We start from the raw sequence: 20657 nt of genomic DNA, 5'->3' as shown, positions 1-20657 counted from the left end.
TGTTTCCAGCTACCTTGCACTCACATTGCCGTGCTATTCAAGACCTGGCGAAAGGGTGTGGATTGTTATGTCGTGAACCACCCCGAATTCGACCCTGCCCGGCACCGGTAGCGGGGCGGTCCCGAGCATGCCTTTTCAACCACAAAAAAGTTGGCTACTGGAGGGTGATCATTTTCTGCTGCAGAGCTTAGAGCCAATCGAGCATAGGGCGGGAGGCAGCCTTGATGAACGGATTGCATTGCGTTCTAGGCAGCCAGAAAATTGCCAGACATAGCATTGATGGGCTTACGAAGACCTGGCCTCCACCAAATTAAGAGCCCGAAACCGACTACCAGATCGTGTTTTCTTTGGCCGCGCCTTTGCCATCTCCGCATATCCCCGCAGCGCGCCTGCATAGGTCTGCACCGCAGTCTCAAATTCCTTGTCGCCCATGGAGATCGCCGCGGGTGCTGCTGGCTCTGGTTGCTCGAGTGTGATTTTCTTCGGCCTGCTCGAGACTGGCGCAGCAGCAGGAGGATAGGGCAAGGCATGCCCCTGCCGTGCTTTGTCGATCTCCGCAAAATGCCGGTCCGCATAGTAACGGATGTGATCCGCCTTGATGGGATATTGCCCCTCGGGCAGGACAAGGACCTTGTCGAGCGGGAAACGCAGCAATTCAGCGGGAGATACCAACGCCCGTTCTTCCGAGCGGCGGCTGACATTTGCGCTCTCCGAGAGCTTGCGCACCGTTGCCTGTGATCTGGTCTTGCCCACGATCGTGTGTTTGCCGAGGGCTACGGACAGCACGTCGGCGGTGCGATCATCCTGGGGGGTCATGTAAATCTGGACACCCGCACCGGCTTGGAGCGCGCGGCGGTCGGTTTCGCCGTAGATGCCCTCAAGACCGGGGATAGACTGCGAAATAATAAAGAGCCGCCCGCCATAAGAGCGGATCGTCTTGATGCTTTGCAGGACCAGGGGTTGCTTTCCCAGTTGGTCGAATTCATCCATCAGGAACATGACGGGATGTGGCTCGTCCGCTCCGGGATGCGCGCGCTGCAAACTTGCGATCGCGTCGGCGAACAGGAGCCGGATCAATGGGGCGAGGGTTTTCAGGTGCTCCGGCTGCACGACAATATAGAGCGACTGTGGTTCTCGTCGGAACGTCCCGAAATCGAAATCGCTTGCCTGGGTCGCCCGGTCCACCGCCGGATCGAGCCAGAGCTCCAATCCGGCCCCGCGGATCACACTGACATAGGAATCGAGAATCTTGTCCACTTCGTCGGCCATGCTCAGGAAAATCTCTGCCACCACCGGGTTTGCGGTCTGCATCGCGGCCCGTTTGTAGAATTCCTTTTTATTGCCGCCGCCAGTCATGATCCGCAGCGCCTCACCGATCGTCGGCTTTCCGGTCTCGATGGCATAGAGGCAAGACGCCACGAACAGGCTGCGTCCGGCCTGGAAAAAGCTCTGCGCGTTCACGCTTTCGACGATGAGGAACAAGTCCGCCATGGTGTTGACGGCGGTGTATTGCTGCTCGGGGCTGGGCAGATCGGCAATGCGCTGGAGAGGATTGAACCGGTGCGTGCGGGTCAGGACGGGCCCGTTCTTACCCTCGGGCTGAACGTAGTCATAGGGCGAAAAATACCAGACCTGATTGTTCAGCGCCTTTTGGCGGTGGATGGATGTCTTCTCGAAATTCTCGCCCTTGACGTCGAGGATCACGGCACTGCCCTGGAAATGCAAAAGGTTCGGCAAAACGAAGCCTACCCCTTTGCCCCGGCCCGTTGGCGCGATCATCATTGCGTGTGGGAAGCGATCTGGCGTGGCCGACACGAAAGGCGCGCGGGACGCGGGTGACCCGAGCTTGCCGAACAGAAAGCCGTTCTGGGAAAGAGATGCCGACATACGGTTGCGGCGGAGCTCGGGACGCGACTGGAAATGCGCATCATCATAATCGGTGAGCGACCCGCGATGAACAGATGTCGCTCCTGTCGCCGCCAGAAGCAGGGCAGGAAGTGCAGTGATGAGCCACGCAGTATGTTCCACCGCAGGGTTTGCCTTGATCCGTTGATCAGACAGATTGAGCAGCCAAAGTTCGAAAATATCGAACCCTCCCAGGTCTTCGCCAAATCGCGCCATCAGATAAAGCGTGGCGATCGCGGCCCCGATCCAGGTGCCGACACCGAGACCGAGCAGGATGGCAATCGGATACCGCCAACGGCTTTCCATTGCATGCAGCATGTTTTGAATCCTCTAGAGGCCGTAATCGCCACTGGTATCGTCCCGGTCGCGCCCCCGTTCCTCGGCGCGCTCGAAAGCCTCGATCCGGGTCCGATAGGTGGCGGCGGGTTCGCTGTCGCGGCCGGCAATGTCATCACCCGCATCCACCGCGGCGATGAGCTTTAGCTCCGAGAACACGGCTTGTCGCAGACCGGGATCTTCGATACGGTCCATGAGCGGATCGATCCGGCCCGCTGCCAGCTGATCCATATCCCCGTCGCGCAGGTCATGCCGCACGTCGGAGATCAGCTTGTTCAGCGTGGCGATGTCGGCAAGGCGGCTGCCCTGCCCCGCGTCGAGAATGTCCTGACGCGCCAGATCCGCCAAAAGATCACGATCCATGTGCAGCCCCGCAAAAACATCACGCGCGCGCGCCTGCAGGTCGCGTTCGAGCCCAAGCCAGTCCGAGAGCTCCTGTGCGTCCACTGGGCGTGACGCTTCGAGTTGCGCCTCGCTGCGATGGGGTGCGGTGAAGCGGGCAGCAACTTCTTCGACGCTGCTGCCCGCCTCCTCGAGCCGTGCCTCCATCGGTGCCAGAACCTGCGCCAATTCCGCTCGGAAACGACCCAGTGCAGCACCGGCCTCAGCGACGAGGGGATTGCCCTCCTCTGCTGCCCGTGCAGCCAGCCCCGCAATCCCCTGCACACTGTAGGGATCGCGCTCCGGCGACACCGGTGAAGAATGATCCGCAAGAAAGTCGCGGCCCAGAAGCGTGCCCATCTCGCGGGCCTGCCCGGCAAAGAGCTGTTCCAGTTCGACCTTTTCGGCACCGGGCGCCATGTCCTGAATGGCGCTCCAGGCGGTGTCGGCTTCCGCCTGCAATGTCTCACGGGCGGCGATCAGACGACCGATCACATCCGCTCCGGCAGCGGCGATATCAACCCCTTCGGCAAACCCTTCTTTCACCGGCATTCCTTTCATCAAGTTGGTGGCGGCAAGCTCTGCGCCCTCCGCGATGCGCCCCATCCATCCATCCGGAGGGGTGTCGGCCTCCAGGCCCATCCCGGCAAGTTGTGCCAGCTGCCGATACCCCTCGGCGTGCCTGCGTATCTTGGCCTCGCGCAGAGCGCGGCTTTCAGGATCCAGCGGGGCAACCGCTGGGGCCCGTCCCTCCTTGCGGGCCGCCTGCAAATCAGTGTCCCGCGGGGCGTTTTCCATGATGCCGCGCGACAGACGGGAAGAGGCATTCAGCACCAGCCCGTGCTCGCCCGCGATCTGCGCATGCAGCTCGCGCATCATGTCATAGCTGATCTCGGAATGGCGGCTGATCGAGAGGAACTTGCCGTCCTCCATCCCGACCTTGTCGACAAGAACATGGGCATGCACATGATCTGTGTTGAAATGAAGGGCCGCCACATACCGATATCGATCCCGGTATTCCCCGCCGAACACCTCCTGCGCCCATTCGCGCGAGATGGCTTCCGCCAACTCCGCCTCGGTTCCCTTGGGAAAAGACAGAATGATGTGATCGGTGTGACCCCGTTTCGGCGCCCCGCACCAGGATGCACTCCAATGGGCAATGACATTTTCCATGCCACGCTCGCCAAAGACACGATCAATGCCGATCTGGTTCGACCAGGCTGCGACCTGCGCCTCGTCGCGCAGGATGTATTTCATCTGCCGGCGTAACTCTTTGGGTGAATGACACCCGCCCGTGCCGACCCGCTTCACCACGCTTTGCGGCACCCGCAGCGCGTTCCAGGACATTACCGCAACTGCCCCGCCGGACGTGCCACGCCGACGGCCCGAAGATACGCGCGCCTCGCCTGCCATGGCTGCAGACCGCCGCCCCACATGAGGCAGTATCTCGCCCAATACCACCTGCTGGAGGGTGCGTATTTCAGCCATCGCGCTGCCCCTCCCCAACGTCCCGAAGATCGGACACCCGGACAAAGGCCCCGCGCAGCGAGGCCGCGCGCAAAGCCTGCACAGCCCCGGCAACCTCTTCGGCCCGGTCCGCAAGCCGACCGACCATTGTCGCGTCGCGCGCGTTCCACCGAAGCTTGCCCGCATGGGCAAGCTTCAGCATCTGCGCAAGATTGCGCGCCAAGGCATTGAGCTGATTGGCCGACGCCTTGAGCGCCGTGACCTCGTCCCGGCGAAACGCGACAATGCCGGATGACAGACGGATCATGTGCCGGAGCAGACCCGACGTGGTCATGCCCGTCTCAGCCACAAGCGCCTCGAATGCTTCGGCCTCACGGGCGGACACCCGAACCTGCAGAACGCGGCCCTTTGTGGTTCGATCCGCCACCACACCGCGCACCCGCACCCGAGCGACGGTGGGGCGGGAGCAGCCAACACGCATGGCGATCTCCCCATCGCTAAGCCCTTGCGCGGCGAGCCGGAGAACCTCTTGTCGGGCTATGGTGGAGAGGCGTTTGGACATGGGCGGCAAGATTTATCATTAGATATTTTTTGTAAACACGAAAACTCTAATGAGTTGTCGTACAAGTTTTGTCATACACAATACCGTTCCTGTCAACGTCCCTTCGGTCCGTTGTCGCACCTTCGGTGATCAGCAGGCAGGGCCTTGGCCATGCCTGCTGCAAACCCCGCGCGACAATGAACAGACCGAAGGGACACCGCCTCCCCGGCGCCGCGATCCGGGACGTAGGCCCGGATCCTGAACAGGCGCGGGAATGACGTCGGCGCAGCCGACACGATATCCCTTCATGGCGTTGAATGCTCAAAGGGGTTTCCCGGAAGGAGAAGAAGACCTTGTGGGATTGGAACGCCTGCACGGCGCAGTGGTTATGCCGTTGGTGGTGACACGGATGATTGAGGATCAATTGTCAGACGCCATAAGGCCCATGAGAGCCAACGCCTCGAAGGCTTCGGGCATTGCTGGGGCATTGCTGCATCGGCGCGATGGCGCAAGTGATGCATGACAAAACGCCTCTTTGTACGCATGCTCGATTGCCCAAACGCGTACGCCGATGATTGCAGCAACAGTAGATCGCCTCAACAGCTACAGATTGTTCTGCCCCAAAAGTTGACCGCCTGTATCGCGCAAGGTGTGGACGCCATCCCGAGGCATCGCCATAACGGATCAAAATATATGTTATGGAGACAGTGAATGCTTGTTGTGACGGCCATCTCCGCGAAGGGCGGTTCGGGAAAGACAACTCTCATACAGATGCTTGCGTCCGCCATGCTGGCACGCGGCCGCCGTGTGCATGTCATGGATGCGGATGCTGACAAGCAGATCCTCGAATGGGAATCAAAAAGCGCACGCGCCGACTTCGGCGATCTGCCACGCCTTCCATGGCCCACAGGCTTGACCGTGGCCGATGCCCCCGAGACCGTTGAAGGCCTTTACCACGCGCTGGACGGCTTTGAGGCTGAAGGTGTGGATCTGGTTTTGATCGACACCCGCCCCGGCGAGCACCCCGACACCGAAACACTGGCGCTGGCCTGCGACATGGTCCTGGTGCCGGCCGTGCCGGTACAATCGGATTTCGTGGCGGCCCTGAAAACCCTGACATGGGTTATGCGCATGATCGAGACCCTTGGACCGGATGACCCCGCCCCGCTGTTTTCGGCGGTATTGATGAACGCGGACAAACGCGCGATCGATTTCGTGACCGCAGGCGATGACTTTGAGCGTGATGCGGCAAGACGCAGGGTTCACCGGCAGGACCTTGAGGTCTTCGAGGTGATTTCAACCCTGCCACTTCTGCCCACGCCGGTGCCCCATCTCACTGCGATCCAGCGCATGCCGTTGACCGGATCGCTGGGATATGTGCGGGACATTTATGAACAAGATCTTCGTCATCGGTTGCAGGCGGGGCATCTTTCCTCAGCCCTGACACTGTGCAGCGATGTCCTTTGCGACATCGAGGCCATGGTGGACGCTGCCAATGGCTAGGAAGATTCCAAACCGGTCCGGGACCGCTGTCTCGAACGAAGACAGGCTGGCGCGGTCGCGGCAGTTCGCCACGAGCGCCACGAAATATGCCGCATTCAATCAGAGTACGGCGGCAGCGGTCGCGACAGAAGGCCCAGCGGCAAATTCAGTGGACAAGAGAGAACCCCGGAAAGGGGAAAAGGCAGCCTCGGCTGAAACGGCGCGCATCAACCCAGGGGTATCCACCCAGCCGTCGGCGGATGATGCTTGGAGCAATAGCCCCGAAGCGCAGTCTCGAACCTACTACGTGCGCATCGGGGCTGAAGATCAGGCACGGATTGATGCGCTGGCAGAACGATCTAACCTTGACCCAGACTACGTTCAGCGTGCCTTGATCAAAGCGGTTCGCGCCCGCATGCAAAAACTGCGCAACACCACGACTTGGCATGAGGTTGCCTCCGCTGCACGACCACGCCTGGCCAAGTCCAAAGGCACTGGTGCCCCCTTCATGAAATCGATGATCAGGCTCGACGCAGCCCATGTGGCGGCGTTGCAGACAAGCATTGATGACCCGCTCAACGTCTATGGGGTGACGCAACTGTTGTCCGCCTTCGGCAAGGCGCTGCTGAGATCCGAGATCGAAGAACTCGCTCAAAAGATCAGCGGCATCGAAGCCCGGGCAGCGCGTCCTGATCCAGCGTAAAGGCATCGCGTGCAGTCACGACAGCGATTTGACCGCCCGCCTCGATCATGTCGATGAGCTGTGCCCATTCGGCAGGATCAGCATCGCGTTGCGTTGCGATCCCGTTCTGCACAGAAAAGGCAGCCTGCTCTCCGGTCGCCGCGAGAAGAACAACTTGTTGCGGGAATTGGTCATCGTCAAAACGCGACAAAAAGTACGCATGGCTCACGTTTGGGTTGTAGACACGGTCAGGATCGCAAACTAAGAGCAAAGTTCCGTCGTTTGCAGTCGCAGCATAGGTCTCCAGACCTCGCGACAAGCCGATCTCCCACTCGGCAGCGACAGCCGATGAAGCCGCGCCCAGAAAGAGCGCAATATGTAGAGGCCTGTAAAGCACAGTTTGTAAACTCCGTCTTGTGTTGGCCAAGCATATATAGGTACAGGCATATACCTGCCACCTGATAACTGCGGCTCCGACCAAATGGAGGTCAGGAGTTGAGCATGAAGAATTATGCGGGTTACCCGGTCGAAATTATTTTGGCGACAGTAGATGGTGAAGATGTCGAGGTCGGCGTCGTGTTCCAATGGCGCTGCGGTATGCGCCGTACTAGATGGTCCGACGGCTTCGATCAGACGGACGGCGCAAACTTGAGGTACGTGCCTTATGATGACGCGGGCTAGACCGCGATCAGCGCTACGATGCTCGTGAGCGAGCTGAGGAGGACACGATTGTGATCCGGGGGCAATAACACCGAGAGAGAGAACACGCGGGGCAGAGATCGTTGCAAATGCGACGACGGTTTGCAACGCTACCAAAGAAGACCGATAGGAGACCCATGAGATGAAAGAGATTTTCAACGTTGGCGAGACAATCTTGTTGGACGGCGCGCCGCTTGCACTGGTGACCCCCGATGGCGTCAAGGTCTGGATCGAAGACGGCGTTCAGCACAGCTTTCGCTATGACCAAGTGCGCGATCCGCTCAGCGGCCAGATGAAATACCGCTGTCTCTACGAGAAGAACGGGTCGGATATGCCGTTCGTGCTGGTAGGCAACCCTGACAGTGAAGAAGGCGCGCACGTTATTCTGTTCGACCAGAAGCCAGACGCATAGCCCTTCGGAATCTTATGCTAGGTGGCGAACACTAGAGCCCCTCGGCTTCGCCTGGCGGCTGCGTCCGCCTTGCAAGAGGGATGCAGACCCGTCAGAGCTGAAAGCGGATCGTGATGGCGACCATATGGCAAACGCCTTGGCCTGGCTCAGGATGAGACAGACCACGGCGTATTGGCGCAGGAAGGCAGCAGGGTCCGAATTCAGGGCGAAGCCTCAGCAGCCCGGTCTCGCTTGCGGGGCTTGCCCATGTCGAAACCTTCACCATTGCAGACAGTCACGCACATTGCAGGATGGAAGCCACTTTCGCAGGTGCAGCATCGTGTTTGGCCTAGACCGAACGTTCGCCCTACTTTCAGGATGTTGCGGTCGCAGCCCACATTGCTGACGTTCGCTGCAAATGCTAAAAGCCGCTGGGTGAGGACCCATTATGTAAAAAAATTCAAACGTCCCAAAATGTCAAAGTCTGATTCCGAGCGATGATATCCTACGTATCTTCAGCAAACGCAGCACAACATGCCCACCGTAGGCGAACTTCGCAGTGGTGTCTGATGTACGAACCAAAAAATAAATTAAGCCGCTAAACATTGGCTATACCGAGTAGGAGTGACGAGTACTCATGGAAACTTCAATCGTTCATCTGAGCGACCTGCATTTCAAGAACGACGTCGAAAACAGATTTCGAATTGAGAGGTTGCGGGACGATATCGCCGCACTTCCTCTCGGGCCCAACGTCGTTACGGCATTTACGGGTGATCTGGTTCAGTCGGGTGATCAAGAACAGTACGATGTCTTATTCGACCTGTTGCTAGGGCCTCTGATAGAGGCCAATCATCAGATCGCGATCGTACCTGGAAACCATGATGTTGAAAGACAGCTGACCGATAGTGAGAGCGCGGCGGCTTTCATAAAGGATCGAGCTAGCAGCTACCTTTTTTCTGGCAACTCTTTTAAACAAACCCCGTTCCGAGAAAACCCAAACGGCCCCCTGAACAATTATCGTACGCTGGAAGAATTGTTCGAGCCATATGCCGAACGGTCCTTCTATGGCTATGTGAAGCAGATTGGCGACGTATCGGTTGTCGGCATGAATTCGACTTGGTTGTCGCATGAGCGAGATAACGGCGATTCTGATCGAGGCAAGTTGCGCGTCGAGCCGCATGTTCTGTCGAAGTATGTGGAAAGTCTTCCCAAAGCCAGTTTCAAGCTTCTCTTGTTGCACCACCCGTTGGATTGGCTTGAGGAGACCACGCGAGATGCGATTACCGCTATTGCGACGAAAAACTTTGATCTTGTTCTGTTTGGGCATGTTCATACGGCGGACCTGACATCTCTGGTGCGCAACGAAAACGGTGCGACGTTCATCCAATCCCCACCGTTGCGTGCAGACTGGTCGAAAGGAACCAACGGCTACGCTGTAATCCGCTGCAACACAGTCAGCGGTGCGGCAGAAATCACATACCGGTCTTACTCAAAGAGTCGACGCACCTTTGTCTTGGGGGAAGATTTTGGCTCTGGCGGCATATCGTATCCCAAAGAAAGCGACAGGAAGTTTTTCCAGAGTTCGCCTTCGCTTTCGTCACTGGCGCAAAGGTTTCTGGCAGGCGAGCCTCACGATCTTGTCGACTGGCACCGCCGAAATGTGCGCGCGAAGTCGAACTATATCGAGAGCTTCATCACTCCACAGATTCACAAGGTCGAATATGGGGAGGAGGAGCAATGGTTGGAGGCACCTGTCGCGTTGTCCCGAATTTTCGAACCAAGCATGCGAGATCACTTTGTTATCGCTCCTGCGGACTCCGGGTTGAGCACTTGCGCATTCTTGACGCTGAAAGGGATAGCTGAGAACGTTCGGGATACGGGCATCATTCCTGCATTTTTTGATGCTGGCGATACGAGCGTCAATCGGGCTTCAATCCTCCGCTCGATGGTTCAGACGGGCCTTACCCGTTATACAACTGCAGAGATGGAACATCTCGCGGAACAAGGCTCGGTCCGTTTGATTGTAGACGGCCTGAATTTGAGCAATGCTGAGCACTTCAATAACTTCAGACAGACAATTCGCAAATTCTTTCCGAAGGTGCCCATCGTCGCTTTTGTGCGCACCGAGAAGGTGGGGCAGGCAGTTTCGAGCCTAGACTATCCGGCACTGTCACTTGTTGACGATGATGTCTATGAGCTTGCTGAGCTTGGCGTGCAGCAGATCCGTGAAGTCATCGCAATGCACCGAAAAAAGCTCAACGACAATACAATTGAAAAACTTGCCACTCATGCCATCGAGTCTCTGTCACAGATCAACGAGCCCATTTTCCCAAGTACTGTAGCTGTATTGGTTGAAACCCTTGTTCAGGACCATGACTTCCGACCGATCAACAAGGCCCGCCTCCTAGATCGCTACGTTGAATGCCTGCTAGGCCGTTTCGAGCTCGAGGATGTACGGGAGGGGACGTTTTCGTCTCACGATAAGATAGAGTTTCTCAGCTATGTCGCTCGAAAAATCCTTGAGCAAGACACAGGTGGGCTCACGGACAACGAGTGGAAAGATGCCCGCAGCTCTTATGAAGCTGGTTATCTCATGGAACTACCGCGCGGCCTCCTCAAAGAGTTTGAGGAGAAAGGTCTGCTGGTGAGTGAAGGCGGGCGGATCACCTTCAGAGCCGACTACTTGTTTTCGTACTTCATCGCACGGCAGATGAAATCGGACGCAGTATTCGCGGAAAAGATCACGACGGGAAACGGTCTATTCAAACACCACGGCGAGATAGTTTTCTATGGAGAACTAGAAGGGACAGACACCGGCTCCGTTCTTGATCAGGTCTACAGGCAGGTAGATCAGCTCGAAGAAACATTGCTTGAACAATACTCAAAGGCCGGCATCGACCTTTCAACGGAATGGCTGAATTCTGTCTCAGATGACCCCAAGGAAGTCATCGAGGTCTTTAAGGAGCTTATCGAGGTCGACAGTTCCGATCCTGACCCCGACACCGCTGACCGTCAAGACAATCAACGGCTCGCGAATGTTCTGAGACGAAGAGGGGTTGCGCGCAGGCATGAAGTGGCCGAGTCTGAGGCTCGGCTACTGGTCGCGATGAGACTATACGGCCAGTTGATCCGCAACGCGCTTCATATCCCCGCCAAGGACAAACTTCGCCACCTTGCCAAACTTTATGAAGCCGCCGAGGTTTGGGTCGGCTTCATGAGTGCCGCGCGTGAGCACATAGGATCGTCGCCTGTTACAGTGGCTGGTGGAGTACGGTTTATCAATAACGGAGCATTGTTTGATCGCGAAAAATCAATCGCCGATTTCAAGTATAATGCACCAAACTCCATGTCTCGCGTCCTCGCCGATGCAGTAAAGAATCCACAACTTTCAATCGCATTGCGATCGGTTCTTCCACAGTTGACGGAAATGGGAGCACTGTTTGCTCGAGAGGCTCTGCTCACATTGCCGTCACGCGATAACCAGGAGGCTTATCTGCAAAGCATCAAAGGCGCGCAGGACAAAACTCTGATTGCTGCCTCAATGCGAGCGCTAAAGCGCGAATACTTGGGCAGTGGCCGAAACTCCGACATGCGCAACCATTCTGAAGGTATTGTGGGCGGCATTCGTAGTGCGGTCGGGCAGAGAGCGCTTGGTGATCCAAATCGACTTGAAAAGCTAAAACTGATCAGGGACATGAAGGCTGCCGCTGCTGACAAGAAGCGCGGAACAACCTAGATGGTGCTTAAGTGTGAGCTCGATTGGCCTAGGTCCATTGTCGGCCTCTGGTCCATCGGGATGATGCTTTCCGGAGCTGGTGGGCGGGCTTATCGGCTGAAGCTGATCTACGAGGGCGGTGATTTCGCGCAGACATATCTTCTTGCCTGAACACTGACGATCAGTAAGCGTTCGCGGGAGACCACGGTCGCGTTAGCTTGACGGCGTGAAGTTCCACGGCAGCAGATCGTCGAGGCGGCTTTGCGGGTGGCTGTTGGCGATGGCTGTCAGGGTTGCCTTGAGATAGGCGAAGGGCTCGATGCCGTTGATTTTGCAGGTTTCGATCAGCGAGGCGATGCGGCCCCAGGCGACGCCGCCTTCATCGTGACCGGCGAAGAGCGCGTTCTTGCGATTGAGGGCGATGGGGCGGATCAGGTTTTCGACCCTGTTGTTGTCGATCTCGACGCGGCCGTCGGTCAGGAAGGTTTGCAACCCATCCCAGTGGTTATGGATGTAGGTCAGCTTTTCGCCCAGCCGGGATTTCGCGGATATCTTGCGGCGCTGCGCCTGAAGCCAGTCGCCGAAGGCGGCCACCAGCGGCGCGGTGCGGGCCTGACGGGCGGAGAGGCGCTGGCCGGGCGAGATGCCGCGGATGTCGGCCTCTACGGCATAGAACTCGGCGATGCGGCGCAGGCCTTCGGCGGCGATCTCGGAACCGTCGCGGTCGAAGATTTCCTTGAGTTTGCGCCGGGCATGCGCCCAGCAATGCGCCACCCGAACGGGCGCGCCGCCCTTGCGCGAGGGTTTGGTCAGGCGGTTGTAGCCGGTGTAACCGTCGATTTGCAGGATGCCATCAAAGCCGGTGAGGAAGGTCTCGGCATTCCCGCCCGCGCGGCCGGGGGCATAGAAGTAGACGATGCCGGGCGGGTCCTCGCCACCCCATGGGCGATCATCGCGGGCCAGCGCCCAAAGGTATCCGGTCTTTGTCACACCGCGCCCCGGGTCCAGCACCGGGGCTGTTGTCTCGTCCATGAACAGCTTGGATGACCGCTTCAAATGTTCAGCCATCCGGTCCACGATGGGTTTCAGGTGGAACGCAGCCTTGCCGACCCAGTCGGCCAAGACTGCGCGGTGCAGATCAACGCCCGCACGGGCGAGGATCTGGCTCTGGCGATACAACGGCAGATGATCGGCATATTTGCTGACCAGCACATGGGCCAGCGTCGCCTCGGTCGGCAGACCGCCCATGATCAGATGGCTGGGCGCAGGGGCTTGGGTCACTCCGTCGGTGCAGGCGCGGCAGGCATACTTTGGGCGCACGGTCACGATCACGCGCAACTGGGCGGGAATGATGTCCAGCCGTTCGCTGCGGTCTTCGCCGATCTTGTGCATGACACCGCAGCCGCAGGGGCAGATCAGGCTGTCGGGTTCGATGACCTCTTCTATGCGTGGAAGCCCCGCGGGCAGATTGCCGATGGTGCGCTTTAGGGCAGGCTTGGATGTCCCATCGCCCGCCTTGGCGGCCCGCGTTTCCTTCTCCGCCTCGACCTCTGCCAAGGCGATGGACAGGTCCTCGAAGGCCAGCTGCCGCTCATCTTCAGACAGCTTTTCTGACCGCTTGCCATGCAGGGCATGGTTCAATTCAGCGATCAGATGCTCTTGCCGCCGAGTGATTTCCGTCAGCGCCGCCACCGTTTCCATCAACGCCAGAACCGCCGCACGTTGCGCGGCAGGAATGGTGGAAAGGTCGATGGCGGGTGCGGTTTGCATAGGATGGAGCTACCATAAAACCCCCGCAAAAACACGCAAAACCAAGCGGTTGATTCACTCTGCCGCAGCCGGCGGGCGGGTTTCCAGCGCCTTCACTTTGCGCCAGTCGAGACCCGCAAACAGCGCCTCGAACTGGGCATGATTCAGCGCCATCACCCCGTCCGTGATGGCAGGCCAAGTGAACGTTGCATCCTCTAGCCGCTTGTAGGCCATCACCAGACCGGTGCCATCCCAGAAGAGCAGCTTCAGCCTGTCCGCCTTACGCGAGCGGAACACAAACACCGTGCCGGTAAACGGATCCTTGCGCAAAACAGACGACACCAGCGCCGCCAAGCCATCATGACCCTTACGGTTATGCAGAGCACTGCATAACCGCAATTATGTGGCGACGGTTATTATGCGGAGTCGAGTATGCCGTTTCGTTGCTGATGCCATTTTTACTGTCGGTTAGACAGACCATGCACGCATATGCACTCCGCATAACTATGCTTTCTCGCGATGGTTTCACATCGTGAGGAGATAGAAGATGGATACCCAAAATCGTAATCGCTGGTTCCTGAATCCGGGACCAGTCTTGTCTTGGATCGATCAGTTCGCTGCCGAGCTTGCTGCTCAGAGATATTCGCCGCTGACCATCGATGGCTACAGGGCTTCGGCTCGCCATTTCGTGGTTTGGCTCGAAGGCGTTTGCATCTCGATCGACGAAGTTGATGACGGCGTTCTTCGTCGCTTCGCCTCCCACCAGTGCCGATGTCCCGGTGGGCGGCGATGGCAGCATGTTTCGCAAAAATACGCGCGCCGCGCCGGAAGGTTCGTTGTTTTCCTGCGACATGCGGGCGTCGCACCACCCGCGCTGAAGGCCGCGTCAGAGTATCCCCTGCTGGACGAGTATCAGCGCTGGTTGCGTGTGCATCGGGGATTGTCGGAACGGACGATCGCCCGCCATCACCGCATCCTCCACAAGCTGTTGCCGGAACTTGGCACTGCAACTCTCGATTATGACGCCACCCGGATTCGCAGTGTTGTCCGCAAGTGGCGGGAACAAACCGGGCCGGCCGACCTGAGGACCATGACAAGCGCCTTGCGCAGCTTTCTTCGTTTCCTCGCCGGCGCAGGCCTGTGCCGGCCTGATCTTGATCACGCCATTCCGCCGATCTTGCAATGGCGCCTTTCGTCGTTGCCGCGATATCTTGCAGCAGCCGATGTCGAACGCGTCATTGCATCCTGCGATCTACTCGCCAGGGGGCGCCTGCGTGACCGGGCGATCTTGCTTCTGCTGGCGCGCCTGGGGTTGCGGGCCGGGGATGTGGCTGGCCTCAAACTAAGCGATATCGACTGGACGTCGGGTGTCCTGCACTTGAATGGCAAAGCCCGTCGCCAGGTTCGGCTGCCGTTGCCGCAAGAGGTCGGCGATGCGCTTCTGGCGTATATCGAACAGGAACGACCGCGCCTGCCTCAGGAAGCGGTCTTTCTGATGATGGTTGCCCCCTATCGGTCATTTGCGCAGTCCAGCCATGTCTCGACGATTGTAGCGCTGGCGTTGAAGCGTGCAGGCATTTCCGACCCGCCATCGGCCGGAGCTTCCTTGCTGCGCCATTCTGCGGCGACTTCGATGCTGCGATCGGGGGCCACACTCGAGGCTGTCGGCACGGTGCTGCGTCACCGTTCCCTCGATATGACTGCGCATTACGCCAAGGTCGATATCGCGATGCTGGCGCAGATCGCCCAACCCTGGCCGGGAGAACCGGCATGCTGAGTCAGCTCCTCGCCGATCATGTAGTGCTGCACCGGGCGTTGGGGTTCAAATTCCGGACACAGGGCAGTCTTCTGCGCAACTTCGTCGCCTTTGCCGAAAGCCGCGACGAGCAGGTCGTAACGACAGCCACCGTGCGCGAGTGGGCACTACAGGCACCTTCGCGGGAACAAAGACGCAACCGGCTTTTGACAGTACGCCGCTTCGCACTCTCGCTCCGTGCCGAGGACCCGCGTCATGAAGTTCCCGCCGTCGATCTATTCGGCAGCGCCAGTTATAAGCGGCGCACGCCTTACATCTACAGCCCCGTTGAGATCCAACGGCTGATCGACGCTGCGCGGCAACTTGGCCCCGACGGCTCGATCCGACCGCTCACCTACGCCACGATGTTCGGGCTAATCGCGGCCACCGGCATGCGCGTTTCGGAAGCGCTGGCCATGCGGTTGCCGGACGTGACCTCTGACGGGCTTATCATTGCCCAGACCAAGTTCAAGAAGAGCCGACAGCTGCCGCTGCATCCAACGACGCGACGCGCACTTGACGGGTATCTCGCGACGCGCCTGAAGGCGGCCAGTCCGAGCGATGCATTATTCATCTCGCATCAGGGCACGCCGCCCGCCTATCCGACCGTGATAACGGTCTTCCTGCAGGTCATACGATCGATCGGCTTGCGCGGCGCGGCAGGAACACCGGGGCCCAGGATTCACGATCTTCGCCACACGTTTGCCGTTCGCTCTCTCGAGTCCTGTGCGCACGATTCCAAGTTGGTGGCTCGGCATATCACGGCCCTCAGTACCTATTTGGGGCACGCCCATGTCACCGATACATACTGGTATCTCGAGGTGACGCCCGAACTGATGGCGCACATGGCGGCTGCCAGCGAGGCATTCCACAGCGGGGTGTCGAGATGACCGACCTTGCCAAACATCTCGCTGCCTTTCTGCGTGAGCACCTTCCCCATGAGCGCCGCGCAAGCGTTCATACTTGCGACGCCTACGCCTACAGCTTCCAATTACTGGTCACATTCGCCGCCGGTCGATTGCGCAAGCGACCGTGCTTGTTGCAAATCGAGGATATTGACGTGCCGACCATCCTCGCCTTTCTCGAACACATCGAACAGGTGCGCGACAACAAGGCCCGTTCGCGCAACGCGAGGCTCGCCGCAGTGAAGTCCTTCTTCCGCTATCTCGAGCACCGTGTGCCTGCCGTGCTGGACCAAGCGCTTCGGGTACATGCCATACCGATGAAGAAGATCGATCAGGGACTTGTGGCGTCACTTTCGCGGGCCGAAGTGCAAGCGCTGCTCGATGCGCCGGATCGACGAACAGCATCGGGCATCCGTGATCGAGCCATGCTGCATCTGGCTTTTTCCGGAGGGCTGCGCGTTTCCGAACTCGTCGGCGTCGGACTCGACCAATTCGACGGGCGATCGCCAGCCAGCATCCACATCATCGGCAAAGGACGAAGAGAACGCGTGCTGCCGCTCTGGCAGGAGACCGCTGCCGCAATGCGCGCCTGGATCGCGATCCGACCCGAAGTTGGCGACACAGCGCTCTTCCTGAACAATGCCGACAGGATGATGACGCGATCCGGTTTCGAATATATTCTCAAAAAGCACGCCGCTGCAGCGGCGGGCATCGCACCCACTCTAGCGACCAAGTCAATAACGCCCCATGTCCTGCGGCACAGCTGCGCAATGCACATGCTTCAGGCGACCCGCGACATTCGCAAGGTCGCACTGTGGCTCGGTCACGCCACGCTTCAGAGCACCGAGATCTACTTGCGCGCGGATCCAACCGAAAAACTCGAGATGCTCGACGCGCTGGCCCCGCTCGGCATCAAACCAGGCAAATTCCGGCCACCCGACAAACTGCTCGCGATACTTGCCGCGCGATAGATAGTTATGCGGAGTTGAGGGAGCCGGACCTCCCCGGCAAAGCTCAGATCAGCGCCTTCGACTCCGCATAATAACCGTCGCCACATAATTTCTGAAGTCGATCGGTTGCGTCGAGACCAGAAACCGCACCCGGTTCGAGGGGAGCATCATGACGACGGCCCAATCGCCCGCACAATCTCCGCAATCCTTGTGGCCGTCGTAGCAGCGTCCAGCCGGATTGTCACTGGGCCCACGGCAATCTCGATGGGTCCCAACGGCTGCGCTTCAGACTGGCCCGACCGCTCAGGCTGCGCTGGCACAGACACCGCATGTCCATCCGACAGCACGAGAGGCGCAAAGCAAAAGCCGTCGTCCGCCAACGCAGGCAAAACCAACTTCCCGTCCCGCGCCCGACCACGCCATTCCGACAAGTGGTTCGCCCGAAGCCCATACCGCGCCGCAACCGCGTTCACCGTCACGCCAGGCTTCAGGCTTTCTGCAACGATCTGCGCCTTGACCTCGTCCGGCCATCGCTTCTGGCCATTGGCCCGTATCTCCACCCCGTAGTCCCTGAGAAACTCCACTGTAGTCGCCATCGCGAAACTCCTGCCCCGATCTCCGTCAGGCGCGGAGTCGCAGGTCAGGCAAAAACTGGGAAGGTGCGGTCCAGGAAACGCTTACGACGATCACAAACCCGTTTTCACTCGGCCTTGCTGAACTCCCGCGCGAGAATTGCCCGCGCATGTGCGATCCCCTCTGGCGTCAAGCTCAGTGATTTCGTCTTGTTTTTCGGATCATAGATCAAGCCTTTCTCAAAAAGCCGGTCTGTGATGTTCCAATCGATCCCCTTCCAGACCCGATCACCGTCATGCAGCGTCAGGCTGAGGATCGCGAGGGCTGCGTCGTCGATCTTGTCCGTGTCGAGTGTCATCTCCCTCTCCTTACGTTGGTTTCGCGCCGTTTCGCACGCGCGCACTTCATGCATACCCCCGCCGCTTCTTCGCCGCGGCAAGCTTCATCAGCGCAGTGACGGCGCGCCCTTCATCCGGATGCTGCTCGATCATCATCTGCCCGCGCGCGCCGATGCGGCCCCATTCACGTACGAGGCTCGCCCCGCCGAAGAGATCGGGCTGAATGCTCAGCCGATAGAAGCGACGCATGTTCCGCGCCGGATCAATCCGGCGCATCTGCACGTCGGTCGGGAAGACATCGAGCTGGATCGGGCTGTGGTACATGTAGTGATCGACTGAGGTTTTCTACACAATATCAGGTGGAAGCCTCCGCTTCCACCTCGATTTCCCCGCGAGGGGAAAAGGGGGCTCATGCCCCCTTCTCGAACTTCATGACCGGAATGCCGAGCTTCTTGGCTTTGTCGGCGAGGTTTTCCTGGATGCCGGTGCCCGGGAAGACGAGGACACCGACGGGCAGCACATCCAGCATGGCGTCGTTGCGCTTGAAAGGCGCGGCCTTGGCGTGCTTGCTCCAGTCGGGCTTGAAGGCCACCTGCGTCACGCCGCGGGCCTCGGCCCATTTGGCGGCGATGAGTTCCGCGCCTTTGGGGCTTCCACCGTGGAGAAGGACCATGTCGGGATACTTGGTCCGGACCTGGTCGAGCTTTCCCCAGATCAGCCGGTGATCGTTGAAGTCGGTCCCGCCGGTGAGGGCAACCTTGGGGCCTGCGGGCAACATCACCTCGGTTTCTGCGCGGCGCTTGGCGGCGAGGAAGTCGCGGCTGTCAATGAGGGCGGCGGTCATGTGCTGACGGTTCACCATCGAGCCGGTGCGGGGGCGCCAGGTCGATCCCGTATGATGGACAAACTCGGTCGCGGCGTGATCGCGCATCATGTCCATGCAGTTCCGACGTTCGATCAGCGTCAGGCCTTCGGCCGTCAGGCGCTCGAGTTCGGTGGATTTCACCTCGGAGCCGTCCTGCTCGCGCTGGAGGCGGCGCTGCGCCTGTTCGTTTTCATCGAGCGACCGCTCGATCCGGGCCGTCGCGCGGTGGAAGAGGTTGACCTGGCCCCAGAGCACCTCTTCGAGGTCGGGTTCCATGCGGGTGTCTTCAAGGCTCGCGACGAGGGCATCGAAGATGTCGGCGACGGCGACCGCAAGGCGCTGCCCATCGGGCATCGGGCGCGGATCGGGCTCATCAAAAGGACGGAAGCCATAAAGCTGCAACTCGTCGAGCGCATGGGCGGTCTGGGATGCGGTGTGGGCGGGTTCATACGCGTCGTCGTGGGTGTGGATCGTCATCGGTTTCTTGCCTCCGGGCCTGTCTCATCCGCGCGACAACCCGCGCGGCCTTCATGGGCTGCGAAAGCTGTCACTGGGGACGCCCCTTCACCCCGCCTTTCGGGGCCGGAACGCATGTGGAGGAGGGCGGCAGGCAAGCTATTTGTTTCGCGATGCAAAGCGGGGGCTCGCCCCCCGCGGCGGAAATAGCTTGCCTGCCGCCCTTGATGGGGCGTCCCCTTTGACGGCCGCCTGCCCATCTCTTGAAGGCCGCGCGGGTGTCGGGTGGATGAGATTTACCCGGGAAGAGGCAAAGGTGATGATCCACACCCGCGACAGGACTGCAGGACCCCTACCCCCCTCTGCCCCTGACCGCCCCCTGCGCGATGCTGCTCAGCCTGACAGGCGCTGCCGATCCTCAAGCCCGATCTGCCCTGCCAGATGCTGGCGCAGCGCCTCTTTGCCGTTCTCCCGGAGATCATCGTTGAAATCCCCGAGCCCTGGCTCCAGCACCCGTACGGCTATCCCGGCATCAAGGGCTCTGGCGCTCAACCTCTCTGCCGCGCGTTGCCCGGCCGGATCGCGGTCGATCGCGATGTAAAGGCGCTGCAGCCCCTCCGGCAACTGGACCGCCCCGAGGTGACCCGACGAGAGAGCCGCCCAGACGGGAAGGCCGGAGGCCGCCTCGGACAGGGACAGCATGGTCTCGATGCCTTCGCCGACCACGAGGATGTCTTCATGCGGGGTCAGCCTGACGGCATTGCCGAGGAGGTGACCCATGGCACGCCGCTGCGTCTCGACATCCGCTTTCCCCTGACCGTCAAGAGCCAGCCAGGTTCGATGCACGCCCTGCAAGGCCCCTGCCCCATCGGTGACCGCGGCGATCAGCGCCGGTCTGAGGATGCTGCTGGTCTGGCCCTCGTCCCGATGCCAGCACTTCGGATGGAAGCGCAGCGCACTCGTCATGCCGCCTTGGGTGATGCCCCGGGCGCGAAGGTAAGTGTCGGCAAGCGTGCCTGCGACTGGCACCGAGGCTGCAAACAATCGCGCCGCCGCCGCTGGTGTGCCACCGGGGGCCTTGGGCTTCTTCGGCACTGGCGTATTCGGGGGGACCGGCTGCGGACGGCCAAGATGCGCTCGGGCCTCGGCCAGAAGATCGGGAAAGCGCGAGATCCCGGTTCGCTCGCGGATGATGTCGAGGAGATCGCCATGCAGTCCGACAGCCGCGTCCTGCCATTTGCCACGGGCTCCCGGTCCTGATGTGGGTCCAGTCAGCCGCACGAAGAGCGACCGGCCGGGGTTGTTCTGCAAATCGCCGACGATCCAGTAGGACCCTTCCCGCCGTCCGGCGGGAAGGTAGGCGCGACACACGCTCTCTGCGTTCTCCGCCAGAGCGCGGATCACATCTTCAGTCTCGGAATACATGG

At 59.7% G+C, this 20657-nt stretch carries 20 protein-coding genes; 9 read left to right on the top strand and 11 right to left on the bottom strand.

The features are described from left to right. Nucleotides 1-285: 285 nt before the first annotated feature. From BHD06_RS12805 to BHD06_RS23040, 3 genes are all read right to left on the bottom strand, one after another. The gene (locus BHD06_RS12805; protein WP_217805671.1) at nucleotides 286-2121 is read right to left on the bottom strand and encodes a type IV secretory system conjugative DNA transfer family protein; all 1836 of its coding nucleotides are present in this window, start codon (nucleotides 2119-2121) and stop codon (nucleotides 286-288) included. Between the two features lie 114 nt (nucleotides 2122-2235). After that, complete coding sequence (locus BHD06_RS12800; protein WP_139784724.1) at nucleotides 2236-4110, bottom strand: relaxase/mobilization nuclease domain-containing protein; 1875 nt, start codon at nucleotides 4108-4110, stop codon at nucleotides 2236-2238. Then, complete coding sequence (locus BHD06_RS23040) at nucleotides 4103-4651, bottom strand: helix-turn-helix domain-containing protein (protein WP_139784723.1); 549 nt, start codon at nucleotides 4649-4651, stop codon at nucleotides 4103-4105. The genes BHD06_RS12800 and BHD06_RS23040 overlap by 8 nt, the downstream gene beginning before the upstream one ends. A gap of 286 nt (nucleotides 4652-4937) precedes the next feature. Here BHD06_RS23040 and BHD06_RS23035 point away from each other — a divergent pair, with 286 nt between their 5' ends. From BHD06_RS23035 to BHD06_RS23030, 3 genes are all read left to right on the top strand, one after another. Beyond that, complete coding sequence (locus tag BHD06_RS23035) at nucleotides 4938-5153, top strand: hypothetical protein (protein WP_217805670.1); 216 nt, start codon at nucleotides 4938-4940, stop codon at nucleotides 5151-5153. A gap of 188 nt (nucleotides 5154-5341) precedes the next feature. Further along, nucleotides 5342-6133 (top strand): AAA family ATPase, encoded by a 792-nt coding sequence (locus tag BHD06_RS12795; RefSeq protein ID WP_080457386.1) that lies wholly within the window; start codon nucleotides 5342-5344, stop codon nucleotides 6131-6133. Then, entirely contained in the window at nucleotides 6126-6815 is a 690-nt protein-coding gene (locus BHD06_RS23030) for a hypothetical protein (protein ID WP_139784721.1), read from the top strand. Before BHD06_RS12795 ends, BHD06_RS23030 begins: the two co-directional genes overlap by 8 nt. Here the strand turns inward: BHD06_RS23030 and BHD06_RS23025 are convergent. Beyond that, entirely contained in the window at nucleotides 6772-7113 is a 342-nt protein-coding gene (locus tag BHD06_RS23025; RefSeq protein WP_217805669.1) for a hypothetical protein, read from the bottom strand. The genes BHD06_RS23030 and BHD06_RS23025 overlap by 44 nt on opposite strands. 182 nt (nucleotides 7114-7295) lie before the next feature. On the opposite strand from BHD06_RS23025, the gene BHD06_RS12785 reads away from it, so the two are divergent. The 3 genes from BHD06_RS12785 (at nucleotide 7296) to BHD06_RS12775 (ending at nucleotide 11620) form a co-directional block, all read left to right on the top strand. Further along, nucleotides 7296-7475, top strand: coding sequence for a hypothetical protein (locus tag BHD06_RS12785; RefSeq protein WP_080457384.1), 180 nt, complete (start codon nucleotides 7296-7298; stop codon nucleotides 7473-7475). A gap of 160 nt (nucleotides 7476-7635) precedes the next feature. After that, complete coding sequence (locus BHD06_RS12780) at nucleotides 7636-7905, top strand: hypothetical protein (RefSeq protein WP_080457383.1); 270 nt, start codon at nucleotides 7636-7638, stop codon at nucleotides 7903-7905. A gap of 616 nt (nucleotides 7906-8521) precedes the next feature. After that, nucleotides 8522-11620 carry a metallophosphoesterase gene (locus BHD06_RS12775; protein ID WP_080457382.1) on the top strand — a complete coding sequence of 1033 codons (3099 nt, stop codon included), beginning with the start codon at nucleotides 8522-8524 and terminating at the stop codon, nucleotides 11618-11620. Nucleotides 11621-11812: 192 nt separating this feature from the next. On the opposite strand, the gene BHD06_RS12770 is transcribed toward BHD06_RS12775, so the two are convergent. Together BHD06_RS12770 and tnpB are read right to left on the bottom strand one after the other, a co-directional pair. Next, entirely contained in the window at nucleotides 11813-13369 is a 1557-nt protein-coding gene (locus BHD06_RS12770) for an IS66 family transposase (RefSeq protein WP_080457381.1), read from the bottom strand. Nucleotides 13370-13423: 54 nt separating this feature from the next. Continuing rightward, entirely contained in the window at nucleotides 13424-13747 is a 324-nt protein-coding gene (gene tnpB / locus BHD06_RS12765) for an IS66 family insertion sequence element accessory protein TnpB (RefSeq protein ID WP_037954949.1), read from the bottom strand. Nucleotides 13748-13895: 148 nt separating this feature from the next. Between tnpB and BHD06_RS12760 the strand changes: the two genes are divergently transcribed. Genes BHD06_RS12760 through BHD06_RS12750 form a run of 3 tightly spaced genes read left to right on the top strand, consistent with a single transcriptional unit; the run spans nucleotide 13896 to nucleotide 17019 of the window. Then, nucleotides 13896-15125 carry a tyrosine-type recombinase/integrase gene (locus tag BHD06_RS12760; protein ID WP_080457380.1) on the top strand — a complete coding sequence of 410 codons (1230 nt, stop codon included), beginning with the start codon at nucleotides 13896-13898 and terminating at the stop codon, nucleotides 15123-15125. Next, the gene (locus BHD06_RS12755; RefSeq protein ID WP_009827273.1) at nucleotides 15119-16033 is read left to right on the top strand and encodes a tyrosine-type recombinase/integrase; all 915 of its coding nucleotides are present in this window, start codon (nucleotides 15119-15121) and stop codon (nucleotides 16031-16033) included. The genes BHD06_RS12760 and BHD06_RS12755 overlap by 7 nt, the downstream gene beginning before the upstream one ends. Further along, complete coding sequence (locus BHD06_RS12750; protein ID WP_009827275.1) at nucleotides 16030-17019, top strand: tyrosine-type recombinase/integrase; 990 nt, start codon at nucleotides 16030-16032, stop codon at nucleotides 17017-17019. Before BHD06_RS12755 ends, BHD06_RS12750 begins: the two co-directional genes overlap by 4 nt. Nucleotides 17020-17165: 146 nt before the next feature. Here BHD06_RS12750 and BHD06_RS12745 read toward each other — a convergent pair whose 3' ends face one another. The 5 genes from BHD06_RS12745 to BHD06_RS12725 all read right to left on the bottom strand — a co-directional run bounded on the left by BHD06_RS12745 (nucleotide 17166) and on the right by BHD06_RS12725 (nucleotide 20655). After that, nucleotides 17166-17594 carry a transposase gene (locus BHD06_RS12745; RefSeq protein ID WP_009827276.1) on the bottom strand — a complete coding sequence of 143 codons (429 nt, stop codon included), beginning with the start codon at nucleotides 17592-17594 and terminating at the stop codon, nucleotides 17166-17168. A gap of 104 nt (nucleotides 17595-17698) precedes the next feature. Next, complete coding sequence (locus BHD06_RS12740; protein WP_037954952.1) at nucleotides 17699-17929, bottom strand: DUF6429 family protein; 231 nt, start codon at nucleotides 17927-17929, stop codon at nucleotides 17699-17701. 46 nt (nucleotides 17930-17975) lie between these two features. Then, nucleotides 17976-18233: a WGR domain-containing protein gene (locus BHD06_RS12735; protein WP_009827278.1), complete on the bottom strand. Its 258-nt coding sequence runs from the start codon at nucleotides 18231-18233 to the stop codon at nucleotides 17976-17978. Between the two features lie 85 nt (nucleotides 18234-18318). Then, a complete protein-coding gene (locus tag BHD06_RS12730) occupies nucleotides 18319-19251 on the bottom strand; it encodes a DUF2493 domain-containing protein (protein ID WP_009827279.1) in 933 nt (310 codons plus the stop codon). 372 nt (nucleotides 19252-19623) lie between these two features. Further along, nucleotides 19624-20655, bottom strand: coding sequence for a toprim domain-containing protein (locus BHD06_RS12725; RefSeq protein ID WP_080457379.1), 1032 nt, complete (start codon nucleotides 20653-20655; stop codon nucleotides 19624-19626). Between the last annotated feature and the right edge of the window lie 2 nt (nucleotides 20656-20657).

Source organism: Roseovarius sp. A-2 (assembly GCF_002072155.1).
Taxonomy (GTDB): domain Bacteria; phylum Pseudomonadota; class Alphaproteobacteria; order Rhodobacterales; family Rhodobacteraceae; genus Roseovarius.
Note: the sequence above shows the minus strand (reverse complement) of the source record. Positions and strands in the feature narration are given on the sequence as shown.